Raw genomic sequence first — 25,668 nt, forward strand, 5'->3', positions numbered from 1 at the left:
TTCACGGTCGGGATTCCTTCCGGTCGGCAAACTGGCCCACCGCGTCGGCGATGTGCTCGACTTGGGCGTCGCTCAGGTGCGGGTACACGGGCAGGGCGAGGATGGTTTCGCTGGCCGCCACGGCGTTCGGCCACGCCGCCCCCGGTGGGGCGTACCGCGCGAACGCGGGCTGCGCGGGCAGCGGCGCCGGGTAGTACACGTGGGTGCCGATCCCGTGTGCGGCGAGGTGTGCGGCCAGTTCGTCCCGGCGGTCGGCGCGCAAGCAGTAGACGTAGTAGCAGCGTCCGTCCCGGCCGGCCGGTGGTGGTGTGATGCCGCGGCCGGACAGGGGCGCGAACCGTTCGGTGTAGTACGCCGCGATGTCGGCGCGGCGCGCGAGCCGGGCGGCGAGGCCGGGCAGACGCCGCACCTGGAACGCGGCTTGCACCTCGTCGAACCGGCTGTTGTACCCGACGCGGTGGTGGACGAAGCGCCGCTTGCCGTCCTGCCCGTGGTTGCGGAGCATCCGCACGGTCGCGGCGAGATCCGGGTTCCTGGTGATCACGGCGCCGCCTTCGCCGGGCATTCCGAACGACTTCACCTGGACGAACGAGAAGACACCCGCGTCCCCCCAGGTGCCCGCGGGCCGGCCGCGCAGGGTGGCGCCCTGGGCGACCGCGGAGTCCTCGACGAGACGCAGCCCGTGGCGTTCGGCGATGTCCTCGAACGCGGGCATGTCGGCCATGACCGAGAACTGGTGCGCGGGCATGATCGCCTTGGTGCGCGGGGTGATCGCCGCCTCGGCGAGTCCGGGGTCCAGCGTCATGGTGTCCGGCCGCACGTCGGCGAACACCGGGGTGGCGCCCGCGGTGACGACGGTCGCGGCGATCGGGGCACAGCCGAACGCGGGCACCACCACTTCGTCGCCGGGGCCGATGCCCAGCGCGGCGAGCACGAGCGACAGGGCGGACGTGCCGCTGCCGCAGGCCACCACGTCGGCGCCGGCGACCGTGTCGCGCAGCGCCTGCTCGAAGCGCGCGGTGTGGTCGCCGAGAATGAACCGCTGGGCGGGGGCGGTGCCCAGGTCGCGGACGATCCCGATCAGGGTGTCCCGGTCGGCTTCGAACAGGTCCGGCGGGAAGAACGGCAGCGTCGCGGTCACGAGGTGGTTCCCGTGTAGTGGCGCCGGATCTCCGCGCAGACCCGGTCGACCCCGGCGACCGTGAGGTCCGGGTAGAGCGGCAGCGCGATCGTGCGGCGGCAGGCGTCCTCGGCGTGGGGGAAGTCGCCCGGCCGGTGGCCGAGGCCGGCGAAGCACGGCTGCAGGTGCAGCGGGACCGGGTAGTAGACCTCGGTGCCGATGCCCGCGGCGGTCAAGGCGGTCGCGAGGCGGTCGCGGTCCTCGACCTCGATGACGTAGGCGTAGCAGACGTCGCGGTCGTCCCGGCCGTCCGTGACCGGACCGGGCACCCGGCGCACGCCGGGGACGCCGGACAGCCGCTCGGTGTAGGCGGCGGCGAGCTCCGCGCGCCGGGCGATGTCCTGTTCCAAAGTGGACAGTTTCGCGATGAGCACGGCGGCCTGGACGTCGTCCATCTTGCTGTTCACCCCGACCAGCTCACTGCCGGTTTTGATGGCGGGGAAGTCGCCGATGGTCGCGCCGGGGCGCCCGTGGTGGCGCAGCGCGGCGACGCTCGTGGCGATCCCCGCATCGTCGGTGAGCACCGCGCCCGCGTCGCCGATGGCCCCGAGTGTCTTGCTGGGGAAGAACGACAGCACGCCTCCCACGCCGTGCAGCCCGGCGTGCCTGCCTTGCCGGCGCATGCCGATCGCCTCCGCGCTGTCCTCCAGCAAAGTGAGCCCGTGCCGGGACGCGAGCGCGGCGAACGCGGCGACGTCGGCCATCCGGTCGAAGAGGTGCACCGGCATGACCGCGCGCGTGCGGGGCGTGATCGCCCGCGCCGCCGCGTCGGGGCACATCTGGTAGGTCGCCGGATCGATGTCGGTGAACTGGGGTCGTCCGCCCGCGTGGACGACCGAGGACGCGGTCGCCACGAACGTGAACGCCGGCACGAGTACTCCGTCACCGGCCCCCAGCCCGCACGCGCGCAGCAACAGGATCAGGGCGTCGGTGCCGCTGTTGACGCCGACGACGTGGGTCGCTCCGGTGTAATCGGCCAGGAGGTGCTCCAGGCGGGCGACCTGCGCGCCGTGGGAGAACTTCCCGCTGTCGGCGACTTCGTGCAGGCGCGCCTCGATGTCCGGCCACAGCCGGTGGAAACCGGCTGCCTGGCTGAAGAACGGGATCTGCGCGGACGCGGCGGGTGGCTGGTTTCCCTTGCGGGGAAGGGAGATTACGGACATGGCTCCTCGTCTGTCGCAGGTGGACGCCATTCGAACGTAGCCCGCCTCACGCGACCGCGGCGAGGACTTCGGGCCGGAATCATCCGGTCGAGGTCCGGTCATGACTCGTTGGACCAACACCCGGCGACTCAGCGCGAGGACGCCCAGCGGACCTGCCGGAACGCGCGGTCGCGAATGATCGTCCACGGCGCTACGGTCGACGGTGTTCTCGTTGCCGGACAGCGCAAAACCACGTCACGACGAAGGGACGGCGATGCCGCACACGGTGGTCGTAGGGCTCGGGCGGTCGGGGGCGGGCCTGCATGTGCCGGTGCTGAAACGCTTGCGTGCGACGTGTCCGGAGCTGTTCGGAGCTCATCCGATCGTGGGGTTCGATTCCCGTGCCGGACTGGCTCTGCGTGACGGTGGCGTGGATGTCGTCGCGGACTCGCTCGACCGGCTCACGGCACTCGTGCCGCCCGACGACACCGTCGTGCACGTGTGCACTCCGCCCGCCACCCGGGCCGACGTGCTCGCATGCCTTGCGGTGCACGGGTTCCGCCGGTTCGTGGTCGAGAAGCCGCTCGCCGGGGATCTCGCCGCGCTCGCGGCGATCGAGCGGCTGCGGGCCGGTCACGGCGTCGACGTGGTCGTGGCGACGCACTGGCTCGCCTCCGCCCTCACGCGGCGGCTCGCCCGGCTGGTGCGCTCGGGAGAACACGGCCCGCTCGCGTCGATCACCGTGTGCCAGGACAAGCCGAGGTTCGCCCGGGCGGGCGATCCGGCGCACGCCGACGCGTTCGACGTCGAGATCCCGCACGCGCTGGCGGTCGCGCTCACCATCGCGGGGCCGGCCGAGCTGCTCGGCGCCGGCTGGACCGATCCGCACGCCGGACCGCTGGGGGGAGCCTGGCTGTCGGTGCGGCACCGCGGCGGCACGCGCACGACGATCCACTCCGACCTCACCTCACCGGTGCGCCGCCGGGAAATCACCCTGCGCCTGCGGGACACGACGGTGGTGGGCCACTACCCGGTGTCCGCCGACGACCACCACGCTCAGCTGCGGGTCGGCGCCGGTCCGCGCGAGGTGTTCGAAGACGAGGCGCTCGGCGCCTTCCTGCTCGCCGCCTACCGGTACTTCACGGGCGCGGCGGTCACGCCGCCCGGCGAGTTCGCCGTGCACGCGGCCGTGGTGCGGTTGCTGGCCGCAGCCCGTGACGCAGCCCGTTCGTCCGAGAACGTGCCCGCTCATGCCGGCTGAGGCCTGGCCGGCCGGCGGCCTGTGCGGGATCGGTGACGAGGCGGCGCCGGACCTCGACGGCCAGCTCGCCGCCGTGCGGACCCTCGGCTGGGACGCGGTGGAGCTGCGCACCGTGGACGGGCTCGCGGTCGCCGACCTCGACCGCGCCGGGCGGGCCAGGCTGGTCCGCGCGGTGCACGCGGCCGGGCTCCGGGTGGTGTGCCTCGACTCCCGGATCGGCGGCTGGGCCGGCACGATCGCCGATCCGCTCGACCGGGACACCGGGGAGCTGGCCGCGCTCGCCGGGCTGTGCGCCGAACTGGGCACCGGCTTCGTGCGGATCATGTCCTACCCGAACGCCGGGTTGACGGGCGCCGGCTGGCGGCGGGCGGTCGTCGACCGGATCCGCGTGCTCGCCGACCTCGCGGCGGCGGCCGGGATCACCCTGCTGCACGAGAACTGCGCGGGCTGGGCGGCGACGAGTGCCGAGCGCACGCTCGACCTGCTCGACGCCGTCGGCAGCCCGGCGCTGCGGCTGCTGTTCGACGTCGGCAACGGCGTCGCCCACGGGTACGACGCGCCGTCGCTGCTGGCCGACCTGCTCCCGTTCGTGGCCCACGTCCACGTCAAGGACGCGGTCGGCGGCGGGGCCGGCACGAGCTACACCCTGCCGGGCGACGGCAAGGCCGGGGTGGCCGAGTGCCTGCGGCTCCTCCGGGCGGGCGGCTACTCGGGCGCGCTGTCGATCGAGCCCCACCTCGCCACCCGCCCGCACGAGGGCTGGTGGGCGGACGTGACCGGCACGGCGTCGTTCATCGCCGCCGGGCGCCGGCTGGCGGAACTGGTCGAGGACACGCCGTGCTGAGCCCCGCCGACCACGACCTGCTCGTCGAGCTGCTGCGCATCCCCACGGTCAACCCGCTCGAGGCGGCAGGCGAGGACACCGACCTGCCGGCGGCGCAGCGGATCTTCGCCGCTGCGGCCACCGCGGCCGGATTCACCACCATCCACCACGCCGCGCCGGATCCGGCCGTTCTCGACCGGGACGACGTGCCCGTAGCCGTGCGGGAACGGGCACGCGAGCCGGGGTTCCTCGCCGCGCAGCCGAGCCTGGTGCTGCGCCACGGCCCGGCCGGCGCGCCGGCCGTGATGTTCAACGTGCACCTCGACACCGTCGCCGGCGCCGAGCCCGCCGGGTTCGACGGCGTCCGGTTCACCGGCCGCGGCGCCATCGACGCCAAGGGGCCCGCGGTGGCGATGCTCGCCGGGGTGCGAGCCGCGCTGCGCGGGCTCGGTGACCGGGTCGCGGTGCTGGTGCAGGCGGTCGCGGGGGAGGAAGGCGGCGCCATGGGCGTCTACGGCACCCGTCCGCTCGTCGAGGCCGGGCACGTCGGGCGGCTCAACGTGTTCTGCGAACCCACCGGCCTGCGCTACCTGACCAGGTCGACCGCGGCGATGACGGCCTGCGTGGCCGTCGACGGCACCGGCAGCATCGACGACGAGCCCGGCGCCGGGCACAACGCGACGGTGCTGCTCGGCTTCCTCGCCCAGCACCTCGCCACGGCACTGGACGGCGTGGAACCGGGCGGACGGGTGTGTGTCGCGGGGCTGCACACCGGCACGGCCCACAACCGCGTCTACGGCACCGGCCGCCTGCTGCTCAACCTGTCCTACCCGTCGCCCGCCGCGGGCCGGCGCATCGAGGAACGCGTGACCCGCGCACTGCGGACCGGGCTCGCCGAGTTCCGCGACCGCTTCCGCGCGACCAGGGAACTGCACCGCACCGCGGAGGACGCCGAGGAGATCGTCTCCCTGCGGTGGCACAAACGTGGCCTGCCCGCACTGGACTGCCGCGACCGGTGGGCCACCGGGCTGCTCGACGCAGCGGGCGTCGCCGCCTGGCCCCCGGCCGAACCCGGGTTCACCTGCGACGCCATCTGGATGCACGACGTGCCCGGCGCGGCCACCGTCGTCCTCGGGCCGGGTGAGCTCGCGGGCAACAACGCCCACGCCGCGGGCGAGTTCGCCGAACTGTCCCAGCTCGACGCCTTCGCCGGCACCGTGACCCGCGTGCTCACCGAGTTCGCGGCGCGCGATGAGGAGGACCATGTCCCTGACGCTCCCTGACACAGGCATCCGCGTGCCGTACGCGGATCTGCTGTCGTTCACCACCCGCGTGTTCCGCGACCGCGGCGTGCCCGCCACCCGGGCGGAAACGGCCGCGACCGCCCTGCTGTACGGCGACCTGCACGGGCTCGGTTCCCACGGCCTCGCGAACCTGCGCCGGCTGTACCTGCCGCTGCTGGAGACCGGCCGGTGCGATCCCGCGGCCGAACCGGAAGTGGTCCGCGACACCGGTCCCGCCGCCGTGGTCGACGCCCGAACCGCGCTCGGCCTGTGGGCAGCCACCGAGGCCGTGGAGCTCGCCGCGGACAAGGCGGGGGACCACGGCGTCGGGCTCGTGTCGGTACGGGGCGGCACGCACTTCGGCTGCGCCGGGCACCACGCGGCCGTCGCCGCCGCGCGCGGCATGCTCGGGGTGGTCGCGAGCAACTGCGGCGGGCAGCGGATCGCGCGGCCGCCTGGGGGAGCGGTGGCGATGCTGGGCACCAACCCGTTCAGTGTCGCGGCGCCGGCCCGGCCGGACCGGCCGTTCGTCCTCGACATGAGCACGACCGTCGTGCCGACCGGCCGCGTCCGGGCCGCCGCACGGGCCGGCGAGGCGGTCCCGGGCGGCTGGCTCGCCGACGAGCAGGGCCACCCGGTCACCGACCCGGCGGCGTTCGACCGGGGCGAGGCCCACCTGCGGTGGCTCGGCGGTGACCCGGAGACCGGCGCCTACAAGGGTTTCGGGCTCGCTCTCGCGGTGGAACTGCTCGCCGCAGCGCTGTCCGGCGCCGCGCTCGGGCCCGCTCCCGCCGCGCTGGAGGGCGACGGCGGACCCCACGGCGTGGACGACGACATCGGCTACCTGGTGCTCGCGATCGCCCCGGACACCCTGCGGCCCCGTGGTGGGTTCGCCGCCACCGCCGGCGCGATGTTCGGCACACTCCTGCACTGCCCGCCCGCGGCGGGCTCGGACGCGGTCCGCTACCCGGGGTGGCTGGAGGCCGAGCGGGCCGCCGCCCACCGGAGATCGGGCGTGCCGCTCGCCCGGGACGTCTACGAAGACCTGGTCGCGACGGGACTGCCGCGGTGATCCGCGTCGGTCTCGTCGGCCTCGGCGTGATCGGGGCGTTCTACCGCGCCGCGATCGCGCCCCGGCAGGACATGTGTCTCACCGCGGTGTGCGACCTGCGGCCCGAGCTGCTCGCCGGGCCGGAGCCCGCCGCTCGCTACACCGACTACCGCCGGATGCTCGCCGAAACCGGCCTGGACGCGGTCGTGGTCACGGTGCCCAACGACGCGCACGCCGCGGTGTGCCGGGACGCGCTCGCCGCCGGCGTCGCGGTGTGCGTCGAGAAGCCGCTGGCCACCACGCTGTCCGACGCCGTCGCCCTCGAACGGCTGGCGCGTGCGGCGGGACGGCCGTTGTTCACCGCGTTCCACCGGCGGTACAACGACAACCTGCTTGCTCTGTTGTCCACAGTGGACCGCCCGATCCGGCACGTGACCGTGCGCTACCTCGAACGGATCGAGGACCACGTCGGGGTGGACGCGTGGTACCTCGACCCGGTGCGGTGCGGCGGCGGTTGCGTGGCCGACAACGGGCCGAACGCGTTCGACCTCGTCCGGTCGTTCCTCGGTGAAGTCACCGTCACCGGCGTCGAGATCGCGCGGGCCAACGGGGTGGACCGGCAGGCCGTGGTCGCCTTGCGCGCGTCCTCCGGCGCGACCGCGCGGGTGGAGCTGGACTGGTCGTTCCCCGGCGAGGTCAAAGACGTGCGGGTCGAGTCGGCGGACGGCACCGTCCGGTACGCGGACCTGCTCGCCGGTCACCACGGGTTCAAACAGTCGCTGGGCCACGAGTACCGCGGTGTGGTCGCGGAGTTCGCCGAGCTCGTCCGGGTCGGCGGGAGCGCCGCCGGCGACGGTGTCGCGGCGCTCGAGCTCGTGGAGTCCTGCTACCGCGAGGAAAGCCGGGTGACCCGCGCGTGACGAGCGAGAACGGCGCCAAGCGGACCGTCCGGGGTGCGCTGGTCAAGGTGCTGCTGCACCGGCGCGACGAGCGCGGCATGACCCTCGAGCCGCACGCGAGCCGGTGCGTGCGCGAAGGTGAGGTGCACGAACTGGTGACCACCGACCACGCCGAGACCGCGCCGGGCGCGCGGATCGACCGGGTGGGCTTTCTCGGGTTCGCCGAACTGCACAACGCGGGCGTGCTCGATCGCGGCGACGAAGTGTGGATCGGCGGCCGGCTGGTCGGGACCGTGCACGGGTTCGACGCCTGCCACTTCCCGAACCACTACAACATCCTCATCGCCGCCCCGGCGCCGGTCTCGGGCGGCGACCTCGCGCTGGCGCCCGAGCTGCCGGTCACCTTCCGGCCGGTGGGCTGACGCGGTCCGGGCGTGCCGACGCGGGGCGGCCGGAGGAGGTGCCGCCCCGCGTCGTCTCGTGGCTCGTCAGCCCAGCAGCGGCACGTCGAGCTTGCCGTAGTGGAAGTTCCGCACCGCGGCCAGCAGTTCGTCGACGGTCAGCTCACCGCTGTTGTCGGTGTCGATCCGGCGGAAGGCGTCCGACGCGGCGGACTGGTCGACCCCGACGCCCTGGAGGTACGCGACGAACTCCTCACGGTTGATCATGCCGTCGTCGTTGCGGTCACAGAGGCCGACGATGGCCTGCATGACCGGCCGCAGGACCCGGTTGAAGCTCGCTTCCCCCTCGGAGAACATGAGCTTCTCGTTGATCCGGATGAACTGGTCCTCGCTGACCGACCCGTTCGGCGGAATGCCCGCCTCCCGGGCGTGGAAGTCGAACAGGTTGCGGAAGGCGTCCCTCAGCGCGGTGGCCTCCTTGGACTTGGGCTGGGCGCCGAACGCGCCCGCGACGCGCTCCGCCTCGCGTTCGAAGTCGGTGCGTTCCAGCGTGCCGCTGCCGTCGACGTCCCACTTGGCGAATCGCCGGCGAAGCCGGTCGGTGGTGAGTGCGGTGGTCATACGGGGAAAATCCCTTCGTTGAATTGACACTGCGGAATTGACACTGTGAAATCGACACAACTGCCCGGGCCGACGCGGACCGGGACGTATCACAAATGCCGGACGCGGCTGCCGGAAACCTTTCCCCTGGTGTCCAGCAGCAGCCGGGACGCGTTCGCGAGCACGACGAGGTCGTAATCCCGGTGGTCCTGCAGCAGAATCGTCAGGTCCGCTCTCGCCGCGGCGGTGCGCCAATCCGGCTCCCGGCGCAGCGGCCGGTCTCCCAGGTCGAGGCCGGCCAAGTGCGGGTCGTGGTAGGCGACGTCCGCACCGCGCGCGAGCAGCTGCGCCGCGACCGGCCGGGCGGGTGACTCGCGCACGTCCGGCACGTCCGCCTTGTAGGTCACCCCCAGGAGCAACACGGTGGCGCCCCGCAGGTCGCCGAGCAGCGTCTCGGCCCGGTCCACCACGTGCACGGGCAGGTCTTCGTTGACCCGTGCGGCCGCCTCCACCAGCGTGAACGTGAACCCGTCCTGGCCGGCCCGCGTGGTCAGGTAAACCGGGTCGACGGGGATGCAGTGCCCTCCCACGCCGGGGCCCGGGCTGAACGACGCGAACCCGAACGGCTTCGTCCCCGCGCAGTGCACCACGTCCCACACGTCGATGCCGGTCGTGTCGCAGTACCGGGCGAACTCGTTGACCAGCGCGATGTTCACGAACCGATAGGTGTTCTCGAGCAGTTTCGCGAGCTCGGCCTCCCGGGTTCCCCTGGCCACGACCACGGCGTCGACGAACCGGCTGTAGAACGTGGCGCAGTACTTCGCGCACAGGGGTGTGTGGCCGCCGATGACCTTCGGGGTGTCGGCCAGGCCGAATCGCGTGTTGCCGGGGTCGATCCGCTCCGGCGCGAACGCCAGGTAGAAGTCTTCGCCCGCCCGCAGTCCGCTGTGCCGCTCGAGGATCGGCAGCACCACCTCCTCGGTCGTGCCGGGGAAACTGGTCGACTCGAGCACGACCAGCGTGCCCGGCCGCAACCGGTCGCCGACGGTCGCCGAAGCCGCGCGCAGCGGCTCGAGATCCGGCACGCGATCGCCGGTCAGGCCGGTCGGCACGCAGATCACGATCGCGTCCGCCGCGCCGAGCTGCGCCGGGTCCGCACTCGCGGTGAACCCGGAGCCGAGCATGGCGACGACGCCGGGGTCGGACACTCCCGCGACGGGTGACCGGCCGGCTGCCAGCGTTGCGACCACGCCGTCGTCGACGTCGAAACCCGTGGTGCGCAGCCCCGACCGGCAGGCCAGCTCGGCGAGTGGCAGGCCGGCGTAGCCCAGCCCGACCACGACCAGGTCGGCGCCGGGCCTCACGCGCCGACCGAGAACGAGCCGGTTTCCGGGGCGACGTGCGCGCCGTACCCCGGCTCCACGGAGAGGTTCGGCGTCATGCACAGCGGATCGCCGTAGATGTTGACCACCGCGTCCGTCTCGTTGACGAGCACGTGCGCGGGGGCCGGCAGCTTCTGGCAGCCCTCCGGGTTTTCCCACGTGTCCAGTTTCTGCAATTCCGTGGAAAACACGACAACCCGCCCAGCGGCCTTCCCGGGAGTGGCGGAGGCCGGCGATCCTGCTGTGATCAGGAGCGCGCAGAGCACGATTGCGGCACTCGATGCCAGCACTTTTCTCATCATTACCTCCTCGGATTTCGCGACTGCCCCGATCGAATTTAGCAATGCCGGAGCGACGCGTCAGGAGGTCTGGCAGCACCGGCCCGGAAAGGGTGGGAGCCGCGGCGGGTGTCCGGTAAAACGACCACTCAGCGTCGTTTCGGCGACGAGTCTCCGCGCACATCGTGTACTGAGGGTGCATCCGATGGCACACAGGGTAGTCGACCGGAGTTCGGGGGGAGTGGAGTGGCTGGTCAGGTGGTTCGGTCACCGGGTTTTCCGCGGGCATCGTCCTGTGCCTCTTCGACTCGGTGTGCCACTCGGAGCAGCCGGATCGAGGTGACCAGGCCGATGCCGCCGAGGATGTTGCCCAGTGACGACCAGGCCAGCGCGAGGGCCCAGTCCCCCCACGAGTAGTGCGCCAGGCCGCCCAGCAGACCGGCGAACATGATGATCGAGTCGAGTACCGAGTGGAACAGTTGTGCTCCGACGAGGAGGAACGGCATGGCGACCGCGGCGACGAGCTTGACTCCCATGTTGTCGGTCGCGTGCTGCATCCGGGTCATCAGCGTGAGCACGGCGCCGGCCAGCACGGCCAGGAACAACGAGCGCCAGGACGTGCCGAGCGTGGCGTAGTGCAGGCCGTTCGCGGCCGCGGTGGCCCGGAGATCGGGCAGTGCGACGACGATCATGCCGGCCATCGCGAGACCGCCGGCGAGGTTCGTGGTCAGGGTGACCAGCCACAGGCGGAGCAACCGTGGCCAGGTGCCCATTCCGGACGCCAAGGCGGTGACCGGGACGAGGAAGTTCTCGGTGAACAGCTCGCTGCGTGCGAGCAGCAGCGCGATGAAGCCGATCGTGAACGCGGCGGAGGCCGGCAGTGGCTGCCCGGTCTCGTGCTCGACGACCAGGTAGGCCAGCACTCCCACGGCGACGTCGACGCCGCCGAGCAAGCCGGTGGCCGCCAGCGGCAGCAGCGGGCGTCCGAGCCGGTCGCGGCCTTCGGCGATGATCCGGTCGAACGCTTCCTCGAGGTCCGGCTCGTCCCGGCTCCCGGCGGGAGAGCGCAGGTTCAAGCTGTGGTCCTGGTCGATCGAATCGCTGGGCATCGCCTCTCCAACCCGCTGCGGAATTCCTGGTGCGCGCGACCACCGGCGTCGGCGGTCGTGCGCTTACCCGAGCGGATCGGAACTACTCCCCGGTGGGGATGTGCGGCCGTTGGCCGGCGTCGCGCGGCGCCGGCCGGACCTACGCGATGCCCGCGAAGTCCGTCGGCGCTACGCCGCGGGCGAGGTCGGCACGACCGCGGCCTGCGTGCTCGCCGGCCTGGACGTCATCAGTCGGCCACCGCGTCCAACACCGCCTGCACACCCTCGGCGCGCTCGGGCAGATCGACGGCTCGCCACAAACCGGCAGCCAAGCTCAAGTGGCGCCGGGCCGCGACAGCGTCGCCGAGTTCGGTTTCGAGCTCGCCGAGCTGCTGCCAGCACGCGGCCTCGTTGCTGCGGTCGCCGTTGAGCCGGAAGACGTGGGCCGCGCGCTGGAGGGCCGAATCCGCCCGGAAGTGGTCACCGAGTCCTGCGTAGATCACGCCGAGCCGTTGGTCGGTGTAGGCGCCGCAACGCTTGTCGCTGATTTCGTTGAAGATCGTCAGCGCTTCGGTGAGGTCGCGCAGTGCGGCCGGTGTGTCGCCGACTCCCTGGTGGTACCGGCTGAGCGTGCGGAGGATCACCGCCTGCCGGTGCCGGTCGCCGAGGCGCCGGGCGATGCGCAAGCCGTCCTCTATCCACTGACCTGCGTCATCGGCGCCCTGTTCGAAGCCGATGATGCCGATGGCCGTCCGGATCTGTGCTTCCGCCTGCCGGTGCCCGGCCGCCACCAGGTGGGCCAGCGCCTCCCTGTCGACGGCCAGAGCCGCGTCGAGTTCGCCCCGGACGCGGTGCACGGTGCCCAGGCTCGCCAGCGCGAGTCCTTCGCCGCGTCGATCGCCGGTGGCCTGGTACAGCTTCACGGAACGGCGCAGGTCGTGGCGGGCCTCGTCCATTTCGTCGAGGTAGATGTGCACCTGGCCGAGCCCTTGCAGCAACGCCGCTTCACCGTGGGTGTTGCCGGCCGCGCCGGCGGCTTCCAACGCGACCTGGTGGCTGCGGTTCCAGTCCTGGTACAGGCTGCGGTGGTCGTAGTACGGCACCGCGGCGATCGCCAGCTCCCAGGCCAGCTCGTCCATGCCCCATTCGACCGCGAGTTCCATCGCCCGCAGCAACGTCCCGCGTTCGGCGTCGAACCAGGCGATGGGATCGAGGACGGCGTAGTCCGGGGCACAGCGCGGCGAGCGACCCGGCGTCGGCTGGAAAAGGCTGGGGTAGAACAGATCCCGGGCTTGCTCGGCGAGGGCGAGCCAGGCGGAGAGGACCCGTTCCACGGCCGCCCGGCGTTCCTCGACCGGGTAGTGGTCCTGCGCGCCTTCCGCCGCGTAGGTGCGCAGCAGGTCGTGCAGCCGGTACCGCGGCTGGCCGGCGCGGTCGGTGGTCACCAGGCGCACGAGGTAGGCATCGACCAGGGCGTCCAGCACGTCGTCCGGAGCCGGACCGCCGAGGAGCGGGCCGATCACCCACGCGGGGAGCGTTTCCGCGCCCAGCAGCCCCAGCAGCCGGAACGCTCGGACGGCTTCTTCGGGGAGCAGGCGGAGGCTCAGGTCGAAGTTGGCCCGCACGTCGAGGTCGCCGACCCGCAGCTCGCGCAGCCGCCGGGATTCGTCCTCCAAGCGGTCGCGCAGCACCTGCAGGGTCCACGCGCGCCGGCCCGCGAGCTTGGCCCCGGTGATCCGGATGGCCAGCGGGAGGTGACCGCACAGCCGGACGATCGCGTCGGCCGACTCCGGTTCCCGCTCGACGCGTTCCGCCCCGGCGATGCGGGCGAGGAGGTCGCGGGCGTCTTCCGCGGACAGCACGTCCAGCTCGACGTGCTCCGCACCGGCCAGGTCGGCCAGCCGGTTCCTGCTCGTGACCACCACCGCGCAGCCGCCGGACGGGGGGAGCAGCGGCCGGACCTGCTGAGCGCCGGCAGCGTCGTCGAGCAGCACCAGCATGCGGCGATCGGCCAGCCGCGACCGGTAAAGGGCGGCGCGTTCGTGCAGGCCGGGTGGCATGACCGCGTCCGTGACGCCGAGCGCGCGCAACAGCTCGGCCAGCATCATCGCCGGGTCGCGGGGTGTTTCGGACGTGCCGGCGAGGTCGAGGTAGAGCTGGCCGTCCGGGAACGCGTCTCGTGCCTGGTGGAGCGCCCGCACCGCGAGCGTCGACTTCCCGGCCCCCGGCGCGCCGGCGATGACCACCACCCGTCGCTCGGCCAGCAGGTCCAGCAGCTCGCGCAGCGGCGTGGCGTGACCGGTGAAGTCGGGGATGTCCGCGGGGAGCTGGGCGATCGGCCGGTTCTCCCCGGCCGCGGTGGCCAGGTCGAGCGCGGGATCCGCGCGCAGGATCCGGGCGTGCACACGCTGCAGGCCGTGCCCGGGGTTGGCGCCGAGGTCCTCGGCCAGCAGGCGCTGGATGTCGTGGAACACGGTGAGCGCGTCGCCTTGGCGGCCGCTGCGGTAGAGCGCGATCATCAGCAGCTCCCGCGCGCGTTCGCGGTACGGGTGCTCGTCGGTGAGCCGGGACAGCTCGGGGATGGCCAGCGCGTGCTCCCCGCGCAGCAGATCGAGCTCGGCGAGGTCTTCCAGCGCGCCGAGGCGGTACTCGTCCAGCCGGGCGCGTTCGGTGGCGGCCGCGGGGGTCTCGATGTCGCTGAAGGCGGGCCCGCGCCACAGCGTCATCGCGTCGGCGAGGTGTTGCCGGGCGGCGGTCAGGTCTCCGTCGCTCTTCGTCTCGCGCGCCCTGGCGAGACGGGACGCGAATTGGGCGCTGTCGAGCTGGTCGGGGGCGACCCGCAGGAGGTACCCGGTGCCCACCGTCTGCAGTGAGCCGTCGTCGAGGTCCAGCGATCGTCGCACGTCACCGACGTACTTCTGGACGAGGTTGACCGCGCTCCTCGGCGGTTTCACCCCCCAGGCACCCTCGATGATCTGCTCGCGGTCCACTCGCTGGTTCGCGTGCAGCAGCAACACCCCGAGCACCCGGAGACACTTGCCGGACCCCATTTCGACCGCGGCCGCACCACGCCAGGCAGTGACCGGTCCGAGCACGCCGAATCGAACACCAGGCATGCAAACTCCCCCCTCCCTGGGCGAGGGTACCTCTGACCGGCCACGTTCCGTAAGACTGCAGTGCGATTGCAGTGAACACTGCCAAGCTCCCCTCGATTGCAGTCGTCTCGACGAGGGGGAGACCCACGATGGCCAGTACAACAGTCCGGCACCAGGATCGAGCCGGTTCGAAGGTTCCGTTCAGCCGTGTGAAGGCGGCCGCCGCCGTGAGCGCGGTCGTGGCGGCGACCGTTCTGGGCGGAGCGCCGATCGCCACCGCGGCACCCGCCACGACCACCGCCGACCCGTCCAGCTCGATCGACCCGATCCTCCGCTACGGCGCGACCTACGCCCTCGGCACGCTGCGCTGGCACCAGCGATCCGTCGACGTCGACTACTCGTTCAAGGCCAGCAACTGCCGCCGGCTCTACGCCTACGGCTACGACGCCAACGGGAAGGAATGGCCGGGGAGGAGCACCAGCCTGCACTGCAACGACGTGTCCACCGACACGATGAACGTGCCCGTGGACATCGCGGGCGGCGCCGTCGCCGTCGTCCTCTGTTTCAGGGACGAAACCGACAAACACGACCTGGTCTGTGAGGGGTACGCCCACCCCTGACCGACTCCGAGGTGACTGCGCCGGTTGCGCCTCCACGCAGCCGGCGCAGGCGCCCGGCCCCTCCCGCCCTTCACCCGGGCAGCGAGGGGTCATGCCTGTCTGGTGAAGCTGCGTCGGCTGCTCTTCTCCCAGGTGCCGCAGGCGGTCATGCTGCACCACCGGCGCAACCCGTTCTTGCTCGTGTCGTAGAACAGCCAGCCGCAGCTGCCGTTGTGACCGGGGCACTCCTTGATCCGGCGGAAGTCGGCGTTGACCGCGGCTTCCGCCGCCGAGCGGGCGATCGGCCAGAGCACACAGTCGAATTCGCCCCCGGGTGACCAGCTCCAGTCCAAGCCGGTGGGTGTGGAGACCAGGGCGGCGTGCCGCATCGCCTCGGCATAGGCCTGCTGGAGCTGACCGAGCGCCGAGCCGGGTGGCTCGTCACCCTGGGCGATGGCGCCGAACACGGCGTACACGGCCTCGCGCAGCTGCTTGGCGCGCCGAAGGGTGTCCCGGCTGCCCTCCGGATCGCGTTGGCTACGTCTGCGCAGCAGGCCGGCCCGGTTCGCGCCGATGGTCCCGGCGTTCGCGGACCACTCGACGAGGCTCGCGAAGTCGGTGAGGTAGTCGTGGGGTTCCTTGCCGGCACGAGCCCGTCGCGGGCCGACGGTGTTGGCCAAGTCGAGGCAGACCATGCCGCCGATGTGCTCCAGCGGTTCAGGCATCGCAGTTGTCCTGGGAGCGTCGGGGAAGCGCCACCGACGTGGCGAGGGCGAGCAGCGTGGCGACGGCGAAAGCCGTGGCGAATCCGGCGTGGTCGACGACGAGTCCGAGCGCCGCCGGACCGGCTACCGCGCCGAGGGTGATGAAGAGGACCACGACGCTGAAGCCGCGTGTGGGGTGGTCTTCGAAGACCGTGGAGCTCCACACCGACAGGAGTGTCCCGCCGACCATGAACCCGGCACCGTAGAGCAGGGCGGAGGTCAGGGCGAATCCCCAGCCTGCGGGCGCCAGCCACAACACCGCCGTCGAGGCGGAAAGAACGATCTGCGCGGAGACGAAGACAGCACGGAGACCGTGCCGCCGGACGAACCGGCCGGTGAGCACGCCGACCGTTCCCGCGATCCCGATGACCGTCCACAGCGCCGGTGCTACGTGCTGGTTTCCACCGTTGGCGGTGGCGACTGCGACACCGGCGAACGACCAGTAGGAGGCTCCGACCAGCCCGGACGACGCTGCCGCGACGAACAGAGGCCACGCGTCGGGGCGGAGGGCCAGCTCACGCCATCGGGCTTGTTCGCGAGGCCGCGTGCTCCTGGTGGACGCGGCCGGCAGCACCCGCATGGTCCACCCGGTCACGAGCAAGGCGGCGACGGCCGCGCCGAGCCACACCCACCTCCAGCGGGAGTCGGCTGCGAACAACGCAGCCGGTCCGGCCAGGATGACCCCGAAGGTCGTGCCGGTGCTGATCATCGACAGTGCGTGTGCCCGCGCGCTGGGCGCCACGGTGTCCTGGACGACGTCGGAATACGGCGTCCACACCCACCCCGGGGACATCCCGGACACCGCGACTCCGACGACCAGCACCCACGTGGTGGGAGCCACGGCGATGAGCAGCATCCCGATGCCCGCGCAACCCAGTCCCACCCCGATCGGGAGACGTGGCGACCTCCGCCCGGCCCACCAGCCGACGATGCCGAGCGCGACCAATTCGCCCAGGTACCCGATGCTCGTCACCGCCCCGAGCGCGCCGGCCGACCCGCCGAAGTCGGCCTGGAACCGCGGCAGGAACAGGCCGTACCCGTACCGCCCGAACCCATAGGTGACCGCGAGCGTCGCCAAGCCCGGCAGGCCGAGACGCCAAGGACTCGACCGGCCCTCGGTCGCCTCCCGCGTCGCGGTGCTCGTTCCTCCCGCATGCATGGATCCCGGCTACCCGAGACCGTTCCGCTGAATCACCGTCTATCGCCGTTTCACTGGAACGGAGTAGTGAACCGGTCAGGGACGCGCTTCGCGTCGGCATGCACCGATGATCATCGTTTTGGCGGAGTCCGGGAGCACCCGGCCGTCGGGTCAGGAAGGCCGGGCACCCGCGGCGGCCCCGGGTGCCGTGCGTCAGCGGATCGGGTTGGGCGTGATGTCCTGGGCGAAGAGGTTGCCGTTGGAGCTGCCCACGTGGACGTGGTAGCCGCGGCCGCCCACGTTCACCGTGATGTGGGGCCGCGGGTCGGCGCCGCCCGCCGCGCCGCCGAGGCCGCCCTGGTGGATGCCGGCCGTCTGCTGCCAGCCGCGGCCTTCCTGCATCTGCTTCAGCAGTTCCTTGGCCCGGCGCGCGCCTTCGCCGCGGCCGGCGGCGAGGTTCTCCAGGATGCCGACGAACTTCTTGTCGCTGATCTCCGTCACCGGCACGTTCGCGTTGCCGTGGAACACCGGCTGGCCCGGACGGTTGTTGGCCAGCACCGGGTTGTTCGCCTTGCCGCCCTTGCACTTGCCGCCCTTGAGGCCGACCGGGTCGAGCCAGCCGGTGGGGTTGCGGACGTAGGCGTGCGGGTTGGTGCCGCCGCCGAGCCCGATCGGGTCCGGGCTGATGTACCGCCCGGTCTCCGGCTCGTAGTACCGGTTGACGTTGTAGTGCAGGCCCGTCTCGGCGTCGAAGTACTGGCCCGGGAACCGCAGCGGTGTCGGCCCCGGGCCACCGGCCTCCAGGCCCCACAGGGTCTGCGCCGAGTGCCACGTGATCCGGCCGGACTCGTCGACCAGCTCCGCCGGGCTGCCGATCAGGTCGGCGACGACGGCGTGGAACTGCTCGTCGAGGCCACCGTCCGCGCGGGTGCGGCGGTCCAGCACGCTCACCGGCACCGGCCGGTCCGGTTCCCAGTCCCACGTCGTGACCCGCGCCGGCGCGCCGCCGCTCGTGACGATCTCCTCGGCCGGGACGATCCCGTCCCAGACGAAGACCGTCTCGGCGGCGACCGTGCCGTCCGGGCCGAGCAGGCGCTTGGCGACCCGGCGCCCCAGCGCGTCGTAGGCGTAGCGCCACTCGTGGCCGTCCGGGGTCCGCACCTGCTCGAGGCGGTCGTCGGCGTTCCAGGCGAAGCTCCAGCCGGCAGGGCCGCCCGGCTGTTGCCGCCAGGTCAGGCGGCCGAGGTCGTCGTAGCGGTACTCGACGTCGCCGGCGCGCCGCACCAGCGTCCCGGTGTACTCGCGGGGTCCCGCGGCCGGGTGGGCGGCCCACTCCGCCACGGCGATGTTGCCCGCCGCGTCGTAGGCGTACCGCTCGCTGCCGTCGGGCCGCTGCAGCCCGGTGACCCGGCCCAGCCGGTCCAGCGCGAACTCGCGGCGGCCCGACAGCAGGTCGTCCACCCCCGCGAGCACGTCGTCCGCCCGGTGGCGGTAGGCGCGCCGCTGCCGCGGCTGCCCGTCGGCTTCCGCGACGACCTGCTCGACGAGCCGGTCGTTCGCGTCCCAGGTCTGGGTCAGCGTCGCGGCGCCGAAGACACGGCCGATCTCGCGGCCGGCCGGATCGTGCGCGAACCGGATCGACCGGCCGGCCGTGCTCAGCTCGGCCGGCGCGCTCGCCGCGTCGTAGGTCCAGGTGCTCGTGACGCCCGAGGCGGTGCGGCGCGCGGTCCGCAGCCCGCTGCGGTCGTAGCCCGAGCGGACTTCCCGGCCGTTGCACGTCTCGGCCACCACCCGGCCGAGGCGGTCGTAGGCGAGGGTGAGGTCGGCGTCGGCGTTGGTCGCGCGCACCAGCCGGCCCGCGGCGTCGTAGGCGTAGGTCGTGACGCGGTCCCCGCGGCGCTTTCCGGTCAGCCGGCCCAGCGCGTCCCAGGTGCAGGTCGTCGGTTCCCCGGCGCCCGTGGTGCTTTCGACCAGCTGGCCGGCGGCGTCCCGCCGGTAGGTGACGACCCGGCCGTCGAAGTCGGTCTCGCGCACGACCCGCCCGGCGGCGTCGTAGTCGATCCGCCACTGCGCACCCGCGGCGTTGGTCACCGAGACGAGCCGCAGCTCGGTGTCGTAGGCGAACCGCGTGCGGCTGCCGTCCGGCGCGATCTCGCAGACGGGCAGGTCGAACGGCCCGAAGTCGGTCCGGGTCACGGCGCCCGCGGCGTCCGTCCGCTCGATCGCGTTGATCTCGCCGTCGTAGGTGAAGCGCTCCACGGAACCGTCCGGGGCGATGCGCTTCCACAGCTCGCCCTCGACCGTCCACGCGAACGTCGTCGTGTGGCCCGCCGGGTCGGTGACGGATTCGACGCGGCCGAGCCGGTCGTAGGTGTAGGCCGTGCGCCCACCGGCGGGGTCGAGGACCGTCCGGGGCTTGCCGAGGGCGTCGCACGCGATCCCCGTCGTGCGGCCTTCTTCGTCGGTGAACGAGCTGAGCGCCCCGCCCGGGCCGTAGCCGTAGCGGCGGACCCCGCCCATCGGGTCGGTGGTCGCGACGAGCCGGCCGGCCTCGTCGTACTCGTGGGCCCACACCGCGCCGTCCGGTTCGATCGTGGCCTGCGGACGGCCCCGCCCGTCGTACCGGACGCTGTGCACGCTCCCGTCCGGGCGGGTTACCGACGTCCGCCTGCCGTGCTCGTCGTAGCCGTACCGGGTGGCCCGGCCCAGCGGGTCGGTCACGGCGAGCGGCCGGTCGTGGCGGTCCCACTCGTAGGTCGTGACGCCGCCGAGCGGATCGGTCTCGCGGACGAGCTGGAACTCCTCGTTCAGCTCGAAGGTGGTGGTGTGGCCGAGCGAGTCGGTCGCGCGGTTGACGCGGGTTTCCCGGTCGTAGGCGAAGGTGTAGGCGAGCACCCCGCCCGGCCCGGCGCCGCGGACGCAGCGGTCCAGCTCGTCGTAGGTGAACTCGTAGCCCCGGCCGTTGCGGTCGTGCCAGCTGGTGATGCGGCCGGCGTCGTCGTAGGCGAACCGGTAGGGCCGGCCCGAGGAGTTGACCACCTCCACCAGCTGCGCCCGCTCGTCGTAGGCGAACCGGGCGAGGGTGACGCGGTCGTCGTCGCGGGCGCCGACGGAGGTGAGCTCGGTGATCCGGCCGTCGGTCGTGGTGACGGCGACGCGGTGCCCGGCCGAGTGCCGCACCTCGCGCAGCGTCCCGTGGGGGTCGCGGTCGAAGACGATCCGGTTGCCGTCGGCGTCGGAGATCGCCGCCAGCCAGCCGGTGTCCCCGCCGGCGGGGAAGTGCAGGGTGCGGCCGAGGTCCGGCTGCTCCATGACGTACTCGTCACCGAGCCGCCGCAGCGGCCACCGCGGGCCCTCGACCGGCGCGACGGCCGCGGCGCCCGGGACGGGGTAGACCAGCAGGGTGCCGTCCTCGGCGGCGAAGTCGACGCGGCCGTCCCCCGTTTCCAGGCGCTGGTCCGCGGTCGACGCCCAGGACCGTCCGAAGTGGACACCGCTGCGGTAGCCGGAGAACTGGGCGCGGTCCAGCACGAGCGACAGGACGCCCTCGATCTCGACGTCGGTCTGGGCGAGCATCATCCGCCCGGTCGTCATGTCGATCGGGTCGCCGCTGCCCGGGCGGCAGTCGGTCGGGGTCGAGTTCTCCTTGGGGGTCTTGTTGTCGTCGGCGAGCCCGCCGCCGCGCGGCCGGCCACCGTCGTTCCCGCCGCCCGAGCCTTTCCCGCCGCCGGAGCCTTTCCCACCGCCGGAGGGCGTGGTCGAGCCGTTCGGCGACGGCGTGTCGTCGGGACCTTTGGACGCCGGCGGCGGATCGCTCTTGGGCGGCGGGTCGCCCTTGGCGCCGGACGGGGTGGTGTTGTCGCCCTTAGCGCCCGACGGCGTCGTGTTGCCGTCGCCCTTCGGCCCGTCCGGGCCCTTCGGGTTGCCGTTGATGTCGGCGTGCTTGGGCGGTGGTGCGGCTTTGCCGGGCTTGATGTTCTTGAGTGCCTTGGCGGCGTCGGCGAAGAGGTCGCCGGCGCGCTTGAGCAGCGGGATCAGTGCCTTCAACGCGGTGACGAGCCGCTTGACCAGGTCCGCGATCTTCGACGCGGTCTTCGCGACGGCGTTGATGACCTGGGGGACCACCCACGTCATGCCGATGCCGAGGGTGAAGACGACTTGCAGTGCCCAGCTGATGAGGTGGCCGACGAGTTCGGCGATGATGTCGCGGACGAGCGCACGGACGGCGGCGACGACCTCGCCGGCGGTTTTGACGCCGCTGGAGGCGCCTTCGCAGCCTTTTTGGGCGGTTTCGAGCAGGGTGACGGTGTCTTGGGCGCGTTGGCGGTAGGTGTCGGCGGCGTTCCCGGTCCACGACGCGGTGTCCGCCTGGACCATGCCGGTGAGGTCTTGGCCGATGCTGCCGAGTTCGGCGGCGACGTTCTTCCAGGTCTCGGACTGGGCGGCGATTTCGTCGGCGTTGCCGGTGAGGCCGTTGAGGGCTTCTTTGAGGGGGCCGACGTGTTCGATGAGCCACCCGACGCCGGCGGCGAGGATCGCGCCGAAGGGGTCCATCGCCATCGAGAGGGCGTCCAGTGCGGTGCCGACGGCGCCGAGCGCCACGGCGGCCCAGTCGCCGCTCTCGATCGCGGACTTCAGGTCGTTCGCCGTTTCCAGCAGCGAAATGCCCGAGTACGCCTTGGTGGAGTCCTTGGTTTCCGCAACCAGCGGGTTTCCCACTACGCGACCTTTCCGGGGGGCCGGCGAACCGGGTCGCCAGCCGGTGGCGCCCTTGTCGACGATCACTCGTCGGGAGGATAGCAACGCCGCGATGGCCGGTGTATGGGTTGGTGCTCGGCTGCCCGCCGGGACAGGCTTTTCGGGCCTCCCGGGCACAAAGCCTCAGCCGGCCTTGCGCCGGCGGTGCTCGGAGAGGTCCGGCCGTCGTCGACCGTCCCTGCTGTGGTCACTTGTCCGGCGGTGGCAGGAGAACTCGACAGTGGATCCGTTTCCGGGAGGGAACGTTTTGAGCGCAAAAACGGGAAAAGGCATCTCCGTGGGGCCGGCCCGTGAGGCGGATTGAGGTGCCGCGATTCTGGCGACGCTGTGCTCGGCGAGACATCGCGTCATAAAGATTGCCGTAAAAAGACGTGATCGCCGAAAAGCACCCCGTCGGGATGTTTAGGCGACCTTCCCGTGGCATCGGCGATACGCGCAGGAGGGAAGGGTCACGCGGTAATCCGCTTGGTGCGCCGGCGTCGTCTTCACCCGTCGGGGCGATCATGATCTTGTTCCGGTGGCAGGCTCGCCGAGGGGTCGGTTAGCTTGGCACCAGCCGGGAAATCGACGCGCCACAAGCGCCTCGTCAGCCGGCCTCCCGGAAGGCGTTCGATCAGCGAATCTGAAAAGCCTTCATTTCCTGTGCAAGACACGTTGGCTGTACCTGGAGAAGGCAATGTCATTCGGCAACGGCACGACGTCGATTCCTCGTTCGCGGCGGGTCGCCGGAAGGATTCCCGGCCGACGGGCCGGCCGGGTGCTGGCGGCGCTGCTCCTCCTCGCGTTCGGTCTCGTCTGCCCGGACGCGCACGCCTATCCCTCGCGTGTGCAGGTGTTCGTGGCCAACAGTGGCTCCGACAGCGTCACCGTGTACGACACCCGGATGAACGAGGTGGTGGCGACCGTCCGGGTTGGACGGTCACCGGTCGGTGTGGGCGCGGCACCCGGCGGGGACCGGGTCTACGTCGCCAACGAGCTCTCCAACACCGTCTCGGTGATCGACGCCCGGACCTACGCGACACTGGCGACCGTTCCGGTGGGCCTCCACCCGTTCGGTGTCGCGGTCACCGATTCGCACGCCTACGTCGCCAACTTCGGCGCCGACAACGTCACCGTGATCGACACCGCGACGAACACGGTCGAGGGGCACATCCCGGTGGGCCGGTTCCCGCACAGCCCGGCGGTCAGCCCGGACGGGCGCCTGGTGTACGTGACCAACAACGGCGCGGCCAGTGTCTCGGTCATCGACGTCAGGTCGGACCGGGTCGTCGAGACGCTGCCCGTGGGCCGCTTCCCGGCCGGGATCGCGGTCAGCCCGGGTGGCGACCGTGTCTACGTGGCGGCGACCGGTTCGAACAGCGTGAATTCCCTCAGCGCGACGACGCCGACGCCGATGACGACGCAGCCGGTCGGGCAGTCACCGGTAGGCGTCGCGGTCACCCCGCGCGGCCAGGTCTACGTCGCCAACGCCGGTTCCGACACGGTGTCGGTGCTGGGCCGGAACGCGCCGGCGCCCATCCCGGTGCAGGACGAGCCCGAAGGGCTGGCGGCGTCCCCCGACGCCAGCTACGTGTTCGTCACGAACTCGGCCTCGGGGTCGATGTCGGTTCTCGACACCGCGACGAACACCGTCGTGGCGACCGTGCCCGTCGGCAGCGAACCGGAGGGGCTCGCCGTGACTTCGTGACCCTCGTCGGCGCGGACGCGCTCTGCTGCTCTTTGTGCCGAGGTCGGCCGGGCTCGCGCCGGACGCGGACCCGGCCGCGCCTCAGTTCACCGCTCGTGCCACCAGTTCGGCGATCCTCTTCTCCACTTCAGGCGTCACTTCGGTCAGTGCGAAGGCCGCAGCCCACATCGGGCCGTCGTCCAGCCGGGCCAGGTCGCTGAAGCCGAGCGTGGCGTAGCGCGCTTTGAACTTCTCCGCGCTCTGGAAGAAGCAGACGACCTTGCCGTCGAGCGCGTAGGACGGCATGCCGTACCACAGCTTCGGTTCCAGAACCGGCGCCTCGGCCGTGACGACGGCGTGGACCCGCTCGGCCAGGAGCCGGTCGGACGGCTGCATTTCGGCGATCTTGGCGAGCACGTCGCGCTCGGCCTGCGTGGCCTTTTCTGCCTGCGAGGTGCGGCGGGTGGCGGTCTTGAGCTCTGCGGTTCGTTCCTTCAGCGCGGCCCGCTCCTCGGCCGTAAGTGTCCCCATAGTGGTACTCCTTGGATTATCGGCACGTGCCGTGCCGTTAGGGCTCATGATGACCCGAAGGAGCCGATCCGGTCAATGGCACGGTGCGTGCCGATATGCTCGGGTCATGGCCGAGGAACCGCGCCGTCGAGGTGCGGCCCGCACCGCCGAACTGCTCGATGTGACGCTCGCGCTCGCTGGTGAAGTCGGCTACGCGGGCTTGAACGTCGAGGCGGTCGCGCGTCGGGCCGGCGTCGGCAAGCACACGATCTACCGGCGCTGGCCGTCGATAGCGGCGCTCCTGCTGGATGCGCTCAGCCGCGCGTGGACCACCGACCTCGACTACCACGACACCGGCGACGTCCGGGCGGACCTGCGTGAGCAGTTCCTGCGCTCGGCTCCCGCGCTCGCCGGTCCGCCGATCGGGCCGGTCTACCGCGCGGTGATCGCCGAGGCGCAGGCGGACGAAACCCTGCGGGCCACGCTGCACGACCGCTTTCTGCGCACGGTCGAGTTGCGCACCCTCGACCGGATCACCCGCGCCCAGGAGGCCGGAGAGCTCGTCCCGGGTGTGGACCTGACGTTCCCGGCGGAGGTGCTGTGCGGCACGCTGTACTACCGCCATCTGCTCTCGACCCGAGTGGTCGACGAGCAGGCCATCGACGACCTGCTCGACATGTTCATGGCCGCATACGGCCGTTAGCCGGCAGCGGTGGCCGATCCGGTCGTCGAGCGGCCGCTCGCTGCCGATGTGCCGGCTTCGGCCGGGCTCCGCCCCTTCCGCGTCCACGTCGACCCCAGCAACGACGGCAGCGAAGTCGTCTCCGTCGTCAACGACCGCATCCGCGCCGGGTTCTACCGGCGGATCGGCATCGAACAGCTGCTTCCGTCCGTGATCGTGGACGAAGTGGTCGACGGCGGCTGGAATAAGGTGATCCGGAGATCCCGGTGGCCGGTACGGCCGGGGTAGTTCAGGGAAAGGCGAGTGGGCTGGTCATGTCCGATGCCACCACGCGGGGTGCGAAGGCCGACGACGTCCGTGCTCGCATGCTCGAAGCCGCCGAAAGGCTGTTGATCGAGTCGGAAGACCACGACATTTCCACTCGCGCGGTGTGCGAAGCGATCGGGGTGGCCCAGCCCATCCTGTACCGGCTCTTCAAGGACAAGAACGGGCTGCTGTACGCGCTGGTGCAGAACGGGTTCGAGCGCTACGTCCAGCGGAAACAGGCCCTCGAGTCCACGGACGACCCCGTCGCCGACCTGCGCGCGGGCTGGGACGACCACATGGACTTCGCCCTCACCAACGGGGCGCTCTACCGGCTCATGTTCTCTCCCGTCCTGCCGGAGGTCCCCGCGCCCGCCGGCCGGATCTTCGGGCTGCTGGTCCACGCGCTCGATCGCTGCGCGGCGATCGGCGCGCTCCGGATTCCGCCGGCCGAAGCGGCCCAAGCGATCCTGTCGGCGAACGTCGGTGTCGCGCTGAGCATGCTTTCCCAACCGGCCCGCTACGGCGATCCGGGCCTTTCCCACCGGGTGCGCGACGCGGTTTTCGCCGCGTGCTTCACACCGGAGACCACTGCCGGGGCGGCACCGGGCCACGCGATGACGGTGCCGGCCCTCCAGCTCGAGGCCCAGCTCCGGGAACCGGGCGCGTCACCGCTGGAGCCGGAGGAGACGGCTCTGCTGCTCAAGTGGCTGAACCGGATCCGCACCCCGTCCTGACCCCGACCCGCGCACCGGGACGTGCCGC

The 25,668-nt window shown here is 72.0% G+C and carries 22 protein-coding genes; 11 read left to right on the forward strand and 11 right to left on the reverse strand.

All coding sequences use genetic code 11. The annotated features are described in order from the left end of the window. Position 1: 1 nt before the first annotated feature. Positions 2-1,141: a DegT/DnrJ/EryC1/StrS family aminotransferase gene (locus AB0M80_RS38700; RefSeq protein ID WP_364574878.1), complete on the reverse strand. Its 1,140-nt coding sequence runs from the start codon at positions 1,139-1,141 to the stop codon at positions 2-4. Next, entirely contained in the window at positions 1,138-2,343 is a 1,206-nt protein-coding gene (locus AB0M80_RS38705) for a DegT/DnrJ/EryC1/StrS family aminotransferase (RefSeq protein WP_364574880.1), read from the reverse strand. Before AB0M80_RS38705 ends, AB0M80_RS38700 begins: the two co-directional genes overlap by 4 nt. A gap of 409 nt (positions 2,344-2,752) precedes the next feature. On the opposite strand from AB0M80_RS38705, the gene AB0M80_RS38710 reads away from it, so the two are divergent. The 6 genes from AB0M80_RS38710 to AB0M80_RS38735 are packed head-to-tail and all read left to right on the forward strand — an operon-like array spanning position 2,753 to position 8,061. Continuing rightward, positions 2,753-3,583 (forward strand): hypothetical protein, encoded by an 831-nt coding sequence (locus AB0M80_RS38710; protein WP_364574882.1) that lies wholly within the window; start codon positions 2,753-2,755, stop codon positions 3,581-3,583. Continuing rightward, positions 3,573-4,427, forward strand: coding sequence for a sugar phosphate isomerase/epimerase family protein (locus AB0M80_RS38715; protein ID WP_364574884.1), 855 nt, complete (start codon positions 3,573-3,575; stop codon positions 4,425-4,427). The genes AB0M80_RS38710 and AB0M80_RS38715 overlap by 11 nt, the downstream gene beginning before the upstream one ends. Then, complete coding sequence (locus tag AB0M80_RS38720) at positions 4,421-5,689, forward strand: M20/M25/M40 family metallo-hydrolase (RefSeq protein ID WP_364574886.1); 1,269 nt, start codon at positions 4,421-4,423, stop codon at positions 5,687-5,689. The genes AB0M80_RS38715 and AB0M80_RS38720 overlap by 7 nt, the downstream gene beginning before the upstream one ends. Beyond that, positions 5,670-6,761, forward strand: a complete 1,092-nt coding sequence (locus AB0M80_RS38725) for an Ldh family oxidoreductase (RefSeq protein ID WP_364574888.1) — start codon at positions 5,670-5,672, stop codon at positions 6,759-6,761. Before AB0M80_RS38720 ends, AB0M80_RS38725 begins: the two co-directional genes overlap by 20 nt. Then, on the forward strand, positions 6,758-7,660 hold the full coding sequence (locus AB0M80_RS38730) for a Gfo/Idh/MocA family oxidoreductase (RefSeq protein ID WP_364574890.1): 903 nt from the start codon (positions 6,758-6,760) through the stop codon (positions 7,658-7,660). The genes AB0M80_RS38725 and AB0M80_RS38730 overlap by 4 nt, the downstream gene beginning before the upstream one ends. Continuing rightward, positions 7,657-8,061 (forward strand): hypothetical protein, encoded by a 405-nt coding sequence (locus AB0M80_RS38735; protein WP_364574892.1) that lies wholly within the window; start codon positions 7,657-7,659, stop codon positions 8,059-8,061. The genes AB0M80_RS38730 and AB0M80_RS38735 overlap by 4 nt, the downstream gene beginning before the upstream one ends. A 66-nt stretch (positions 8,062-8,127) precedes the next feature. On the opposite strand, the gene AB0M80_RS38740 is transcribed toward AB0M80_RS38735, so the two are convergent. The 5 genes from AB0M80_RS38740 to AB0M80_RS38760 all read right to left on the reverse strand — a co-directional run bounded on the left by AB0M80_RS38740 (position 8,128) and on the right by AB0M80_RS38760 (position 14,504). Further along, positions 8,128-8,661, reverse strand: coding sequence for an EF-hand domain-containing protein (locus tag AB0M80_RS38740; protein WP_364574894.1), 534 nt, complete (start codon positions 8,659-8,661; stop codon positions 8,128-8,130). Between the two features lie 89 nt (positions 8,662-8,750). Next, positions 8,751-10,004 (reverse strand): nucleotide sugar dehydrogenase, encoded by a 1,254-nt coding sequence (locus AB0M80_RS38745; protein WP_364574896.1) that lies wholly within the window; start codon positions 10,002-10,004, stop codon positions 8,751-8,753. Next, positions 10,001-10,198 carry a hypothetical protein gene (locus AB0M80_RS38750; protein WP_364574898.1) on the reverse strand — a complete coding sequence of 66 codons (198 nt, stop codon included), beginning with the start codon at positions 10,196-10,198 and terminating at the stop codon, positions 10,001-10,003. Before AB0M80_RS38750 ends, AB0M80_RS38745 begins: the two co-directional genes overlap by 4 nt. Positions 10,199-10,554: 356 nt before the next feature. Next, a complete protein-coding gene (locus AB0M80_RS38755) occupies positions 10,555-11,409 on the reverse strand; it encodes a formate/nitrite transporter family protein (RefSeq protein WP_364574900.1) in 855 nt (284 codons plus the stop codon). Positions 11,410-11,636: 227 nt separating this feature from the next. Further along, complete coding sequence (locus AB0M80_RS38760; RefSeq protein ID WP_364574902.1) at positions 11,637-14,504, reverse strand: BTAD domain-containing putative transcriptional regulator; 2,868 nt, start codon at positions 14,502-14,504, stop codon at positions 11,637-11,639. Positions 14,505-14,710: 206 nt separating this feature from the next. Here AB0M80_RS38760 and AB0M80_RS38765 point away from each other — a divergent pair, with 206 nt between their 5' ends. Further along, a complete protein-coding gene (locus tag AB0M80_RS38765) occupies positions 14,711-15,103 on the forward strand; it encodes a hypothetical protein (RefSeq protein ID WP_364574904.1) in 393 nt (130 codons plus the stop codon). An 89-nt stretch (positions 15,104-15,192) separates the two neighbouring features. Here AB0M80_RS38765 and AB0M80_RS38770 read toward each other — a convergent pair whose 3' ends face one another. From AB0M80_RS38770 to AB0M80_RS38780, 3 genes are all read right to left on the reverse strand, one after another. Beyond that, positions 15,193-15,807 carry an ABATE domain-containing protein gene (locus AB0M80_RS38770; RefSeq protein WP_364574906.1) on the reverse strand — a complete coding sequence of 205 codons (615 nt, stop codon included), beginning with the start codon at positions 15,805-15,807 and terminating at the stop codon, positions 15,193-15,195. Further along, on the reverse strand, positions 15,800-17,005 hold the full coding sequence (locus AB0M80_RS38775; protein ID WP_364574908.1) for an MFS transporter: 1,206 nt from the start codon (positions 17,003-17,005) through the stop codon (positions 15,800-15,802). Before AB0M80_RS38775 ends, AB0M80_RS38770 begins: the two co-directional genes overlap by 8 nt. 192 nt (positions 17,006-17,197) lie before the next feature. Beyond that, positions 17,198-21,703: an RHS repeat-associated core domain-containing protein gene (locus AB0M80_RS38780; RefSeq protein WP_364574910.1), complete on the reverse strand. Its 4,506-nt coding sequence runs from the start codon at positions 21,701-21,703 to the stop codon at positions 17,198-17,200. Between the two features lie 715 nt (positions 21,704-22,418). Here AB0M80_RS38780 and AB0M80_RS38785 point away from each other — a divergent pair. Continuing rightward, positions 22,419-23,429, forward strand: a complete 1,011-nt coding sequence (locus AB0M80_RS38785; protein WP_364574912.1) for a YncE family protein — start codon at positions 22,419-22,421, stop codon at positions 23,427-23,429. Positions 23,430-23,510: 81 nt separating this feature from the next. Here AB0M80_RS38785 and AB0M80_RS38790 read toward each other — a convergent pair whose 3' ends face one another. After that, positions 23,511-23,939: a DUF1801 domain-containing protein gene (locus AB0M80_RS38790; protein ID WP_364574913.1), complete on the reverse strand. Its 429-nt coding sequence runs from the start codon at positions 23,937-23,939 to the stop codon at positions 23,511-23,513. Between the two features lie 106 nt (positions 23,940-24,045). Here AB0M80_RS38790 and AB0M80_RS38795 point away from each other — a divergent pair, with 106 nt between their 5' ends. The 3 genes from AB0M80_RS38795 to AB0M80_RS38805 are packed head-to-tail and all read left to right on the forward strand — an operon-like array spanning position 24,046 to position 25,640. Continuing rightward, positions 24,046-24,621, forward strand: coding sequence for a TetR/AcrR family transcriptional regulator (locus tag AB0M80_RS38795; RefSeq protein ID WP_364574915.1), 576 nt, complete (start codon positions 24,046-24,048; stop codon positions 24,619-24,621). Between the two features lie 9 nt (positions 24,622-24,630). Next, positions 24,631-24,888 (forward strand): hypothetical protein, encoded by a 258-nt coding sequence (locus AB0M80_RS38800; RefSeq protein ID WP_364574917.1) that lies wholly within the window; start codon positions 24,631-24,633, stop codon positions 24,886-24,888. 26 nt (positions 24,889-24,914) lie between these two features. Beyond that, positions 24,915-25,640, forward strand: a complete 726-nt coding sequence (locus tag AB0M80_RS38805; protein ID WP_364574919.1) for a TetR/AcrR family transcriptional regulator — start codon at positions 24,915-24,917, stop codon at positions 25,638-25,640. The last annotated feature ends 28 nt before the right edge of the window (positions 25,641-25,668 follow it).

Origin of the sequence: Amycolatopsis sp. NPDC051045 (genome assembly GCF_040682955.1) — a bacterium.
GTDB lineage: Bacteria > Actinomycetota > Actinomycetes > Mycobacteriales > Pseudonocardiaceae > Amycolatopsis.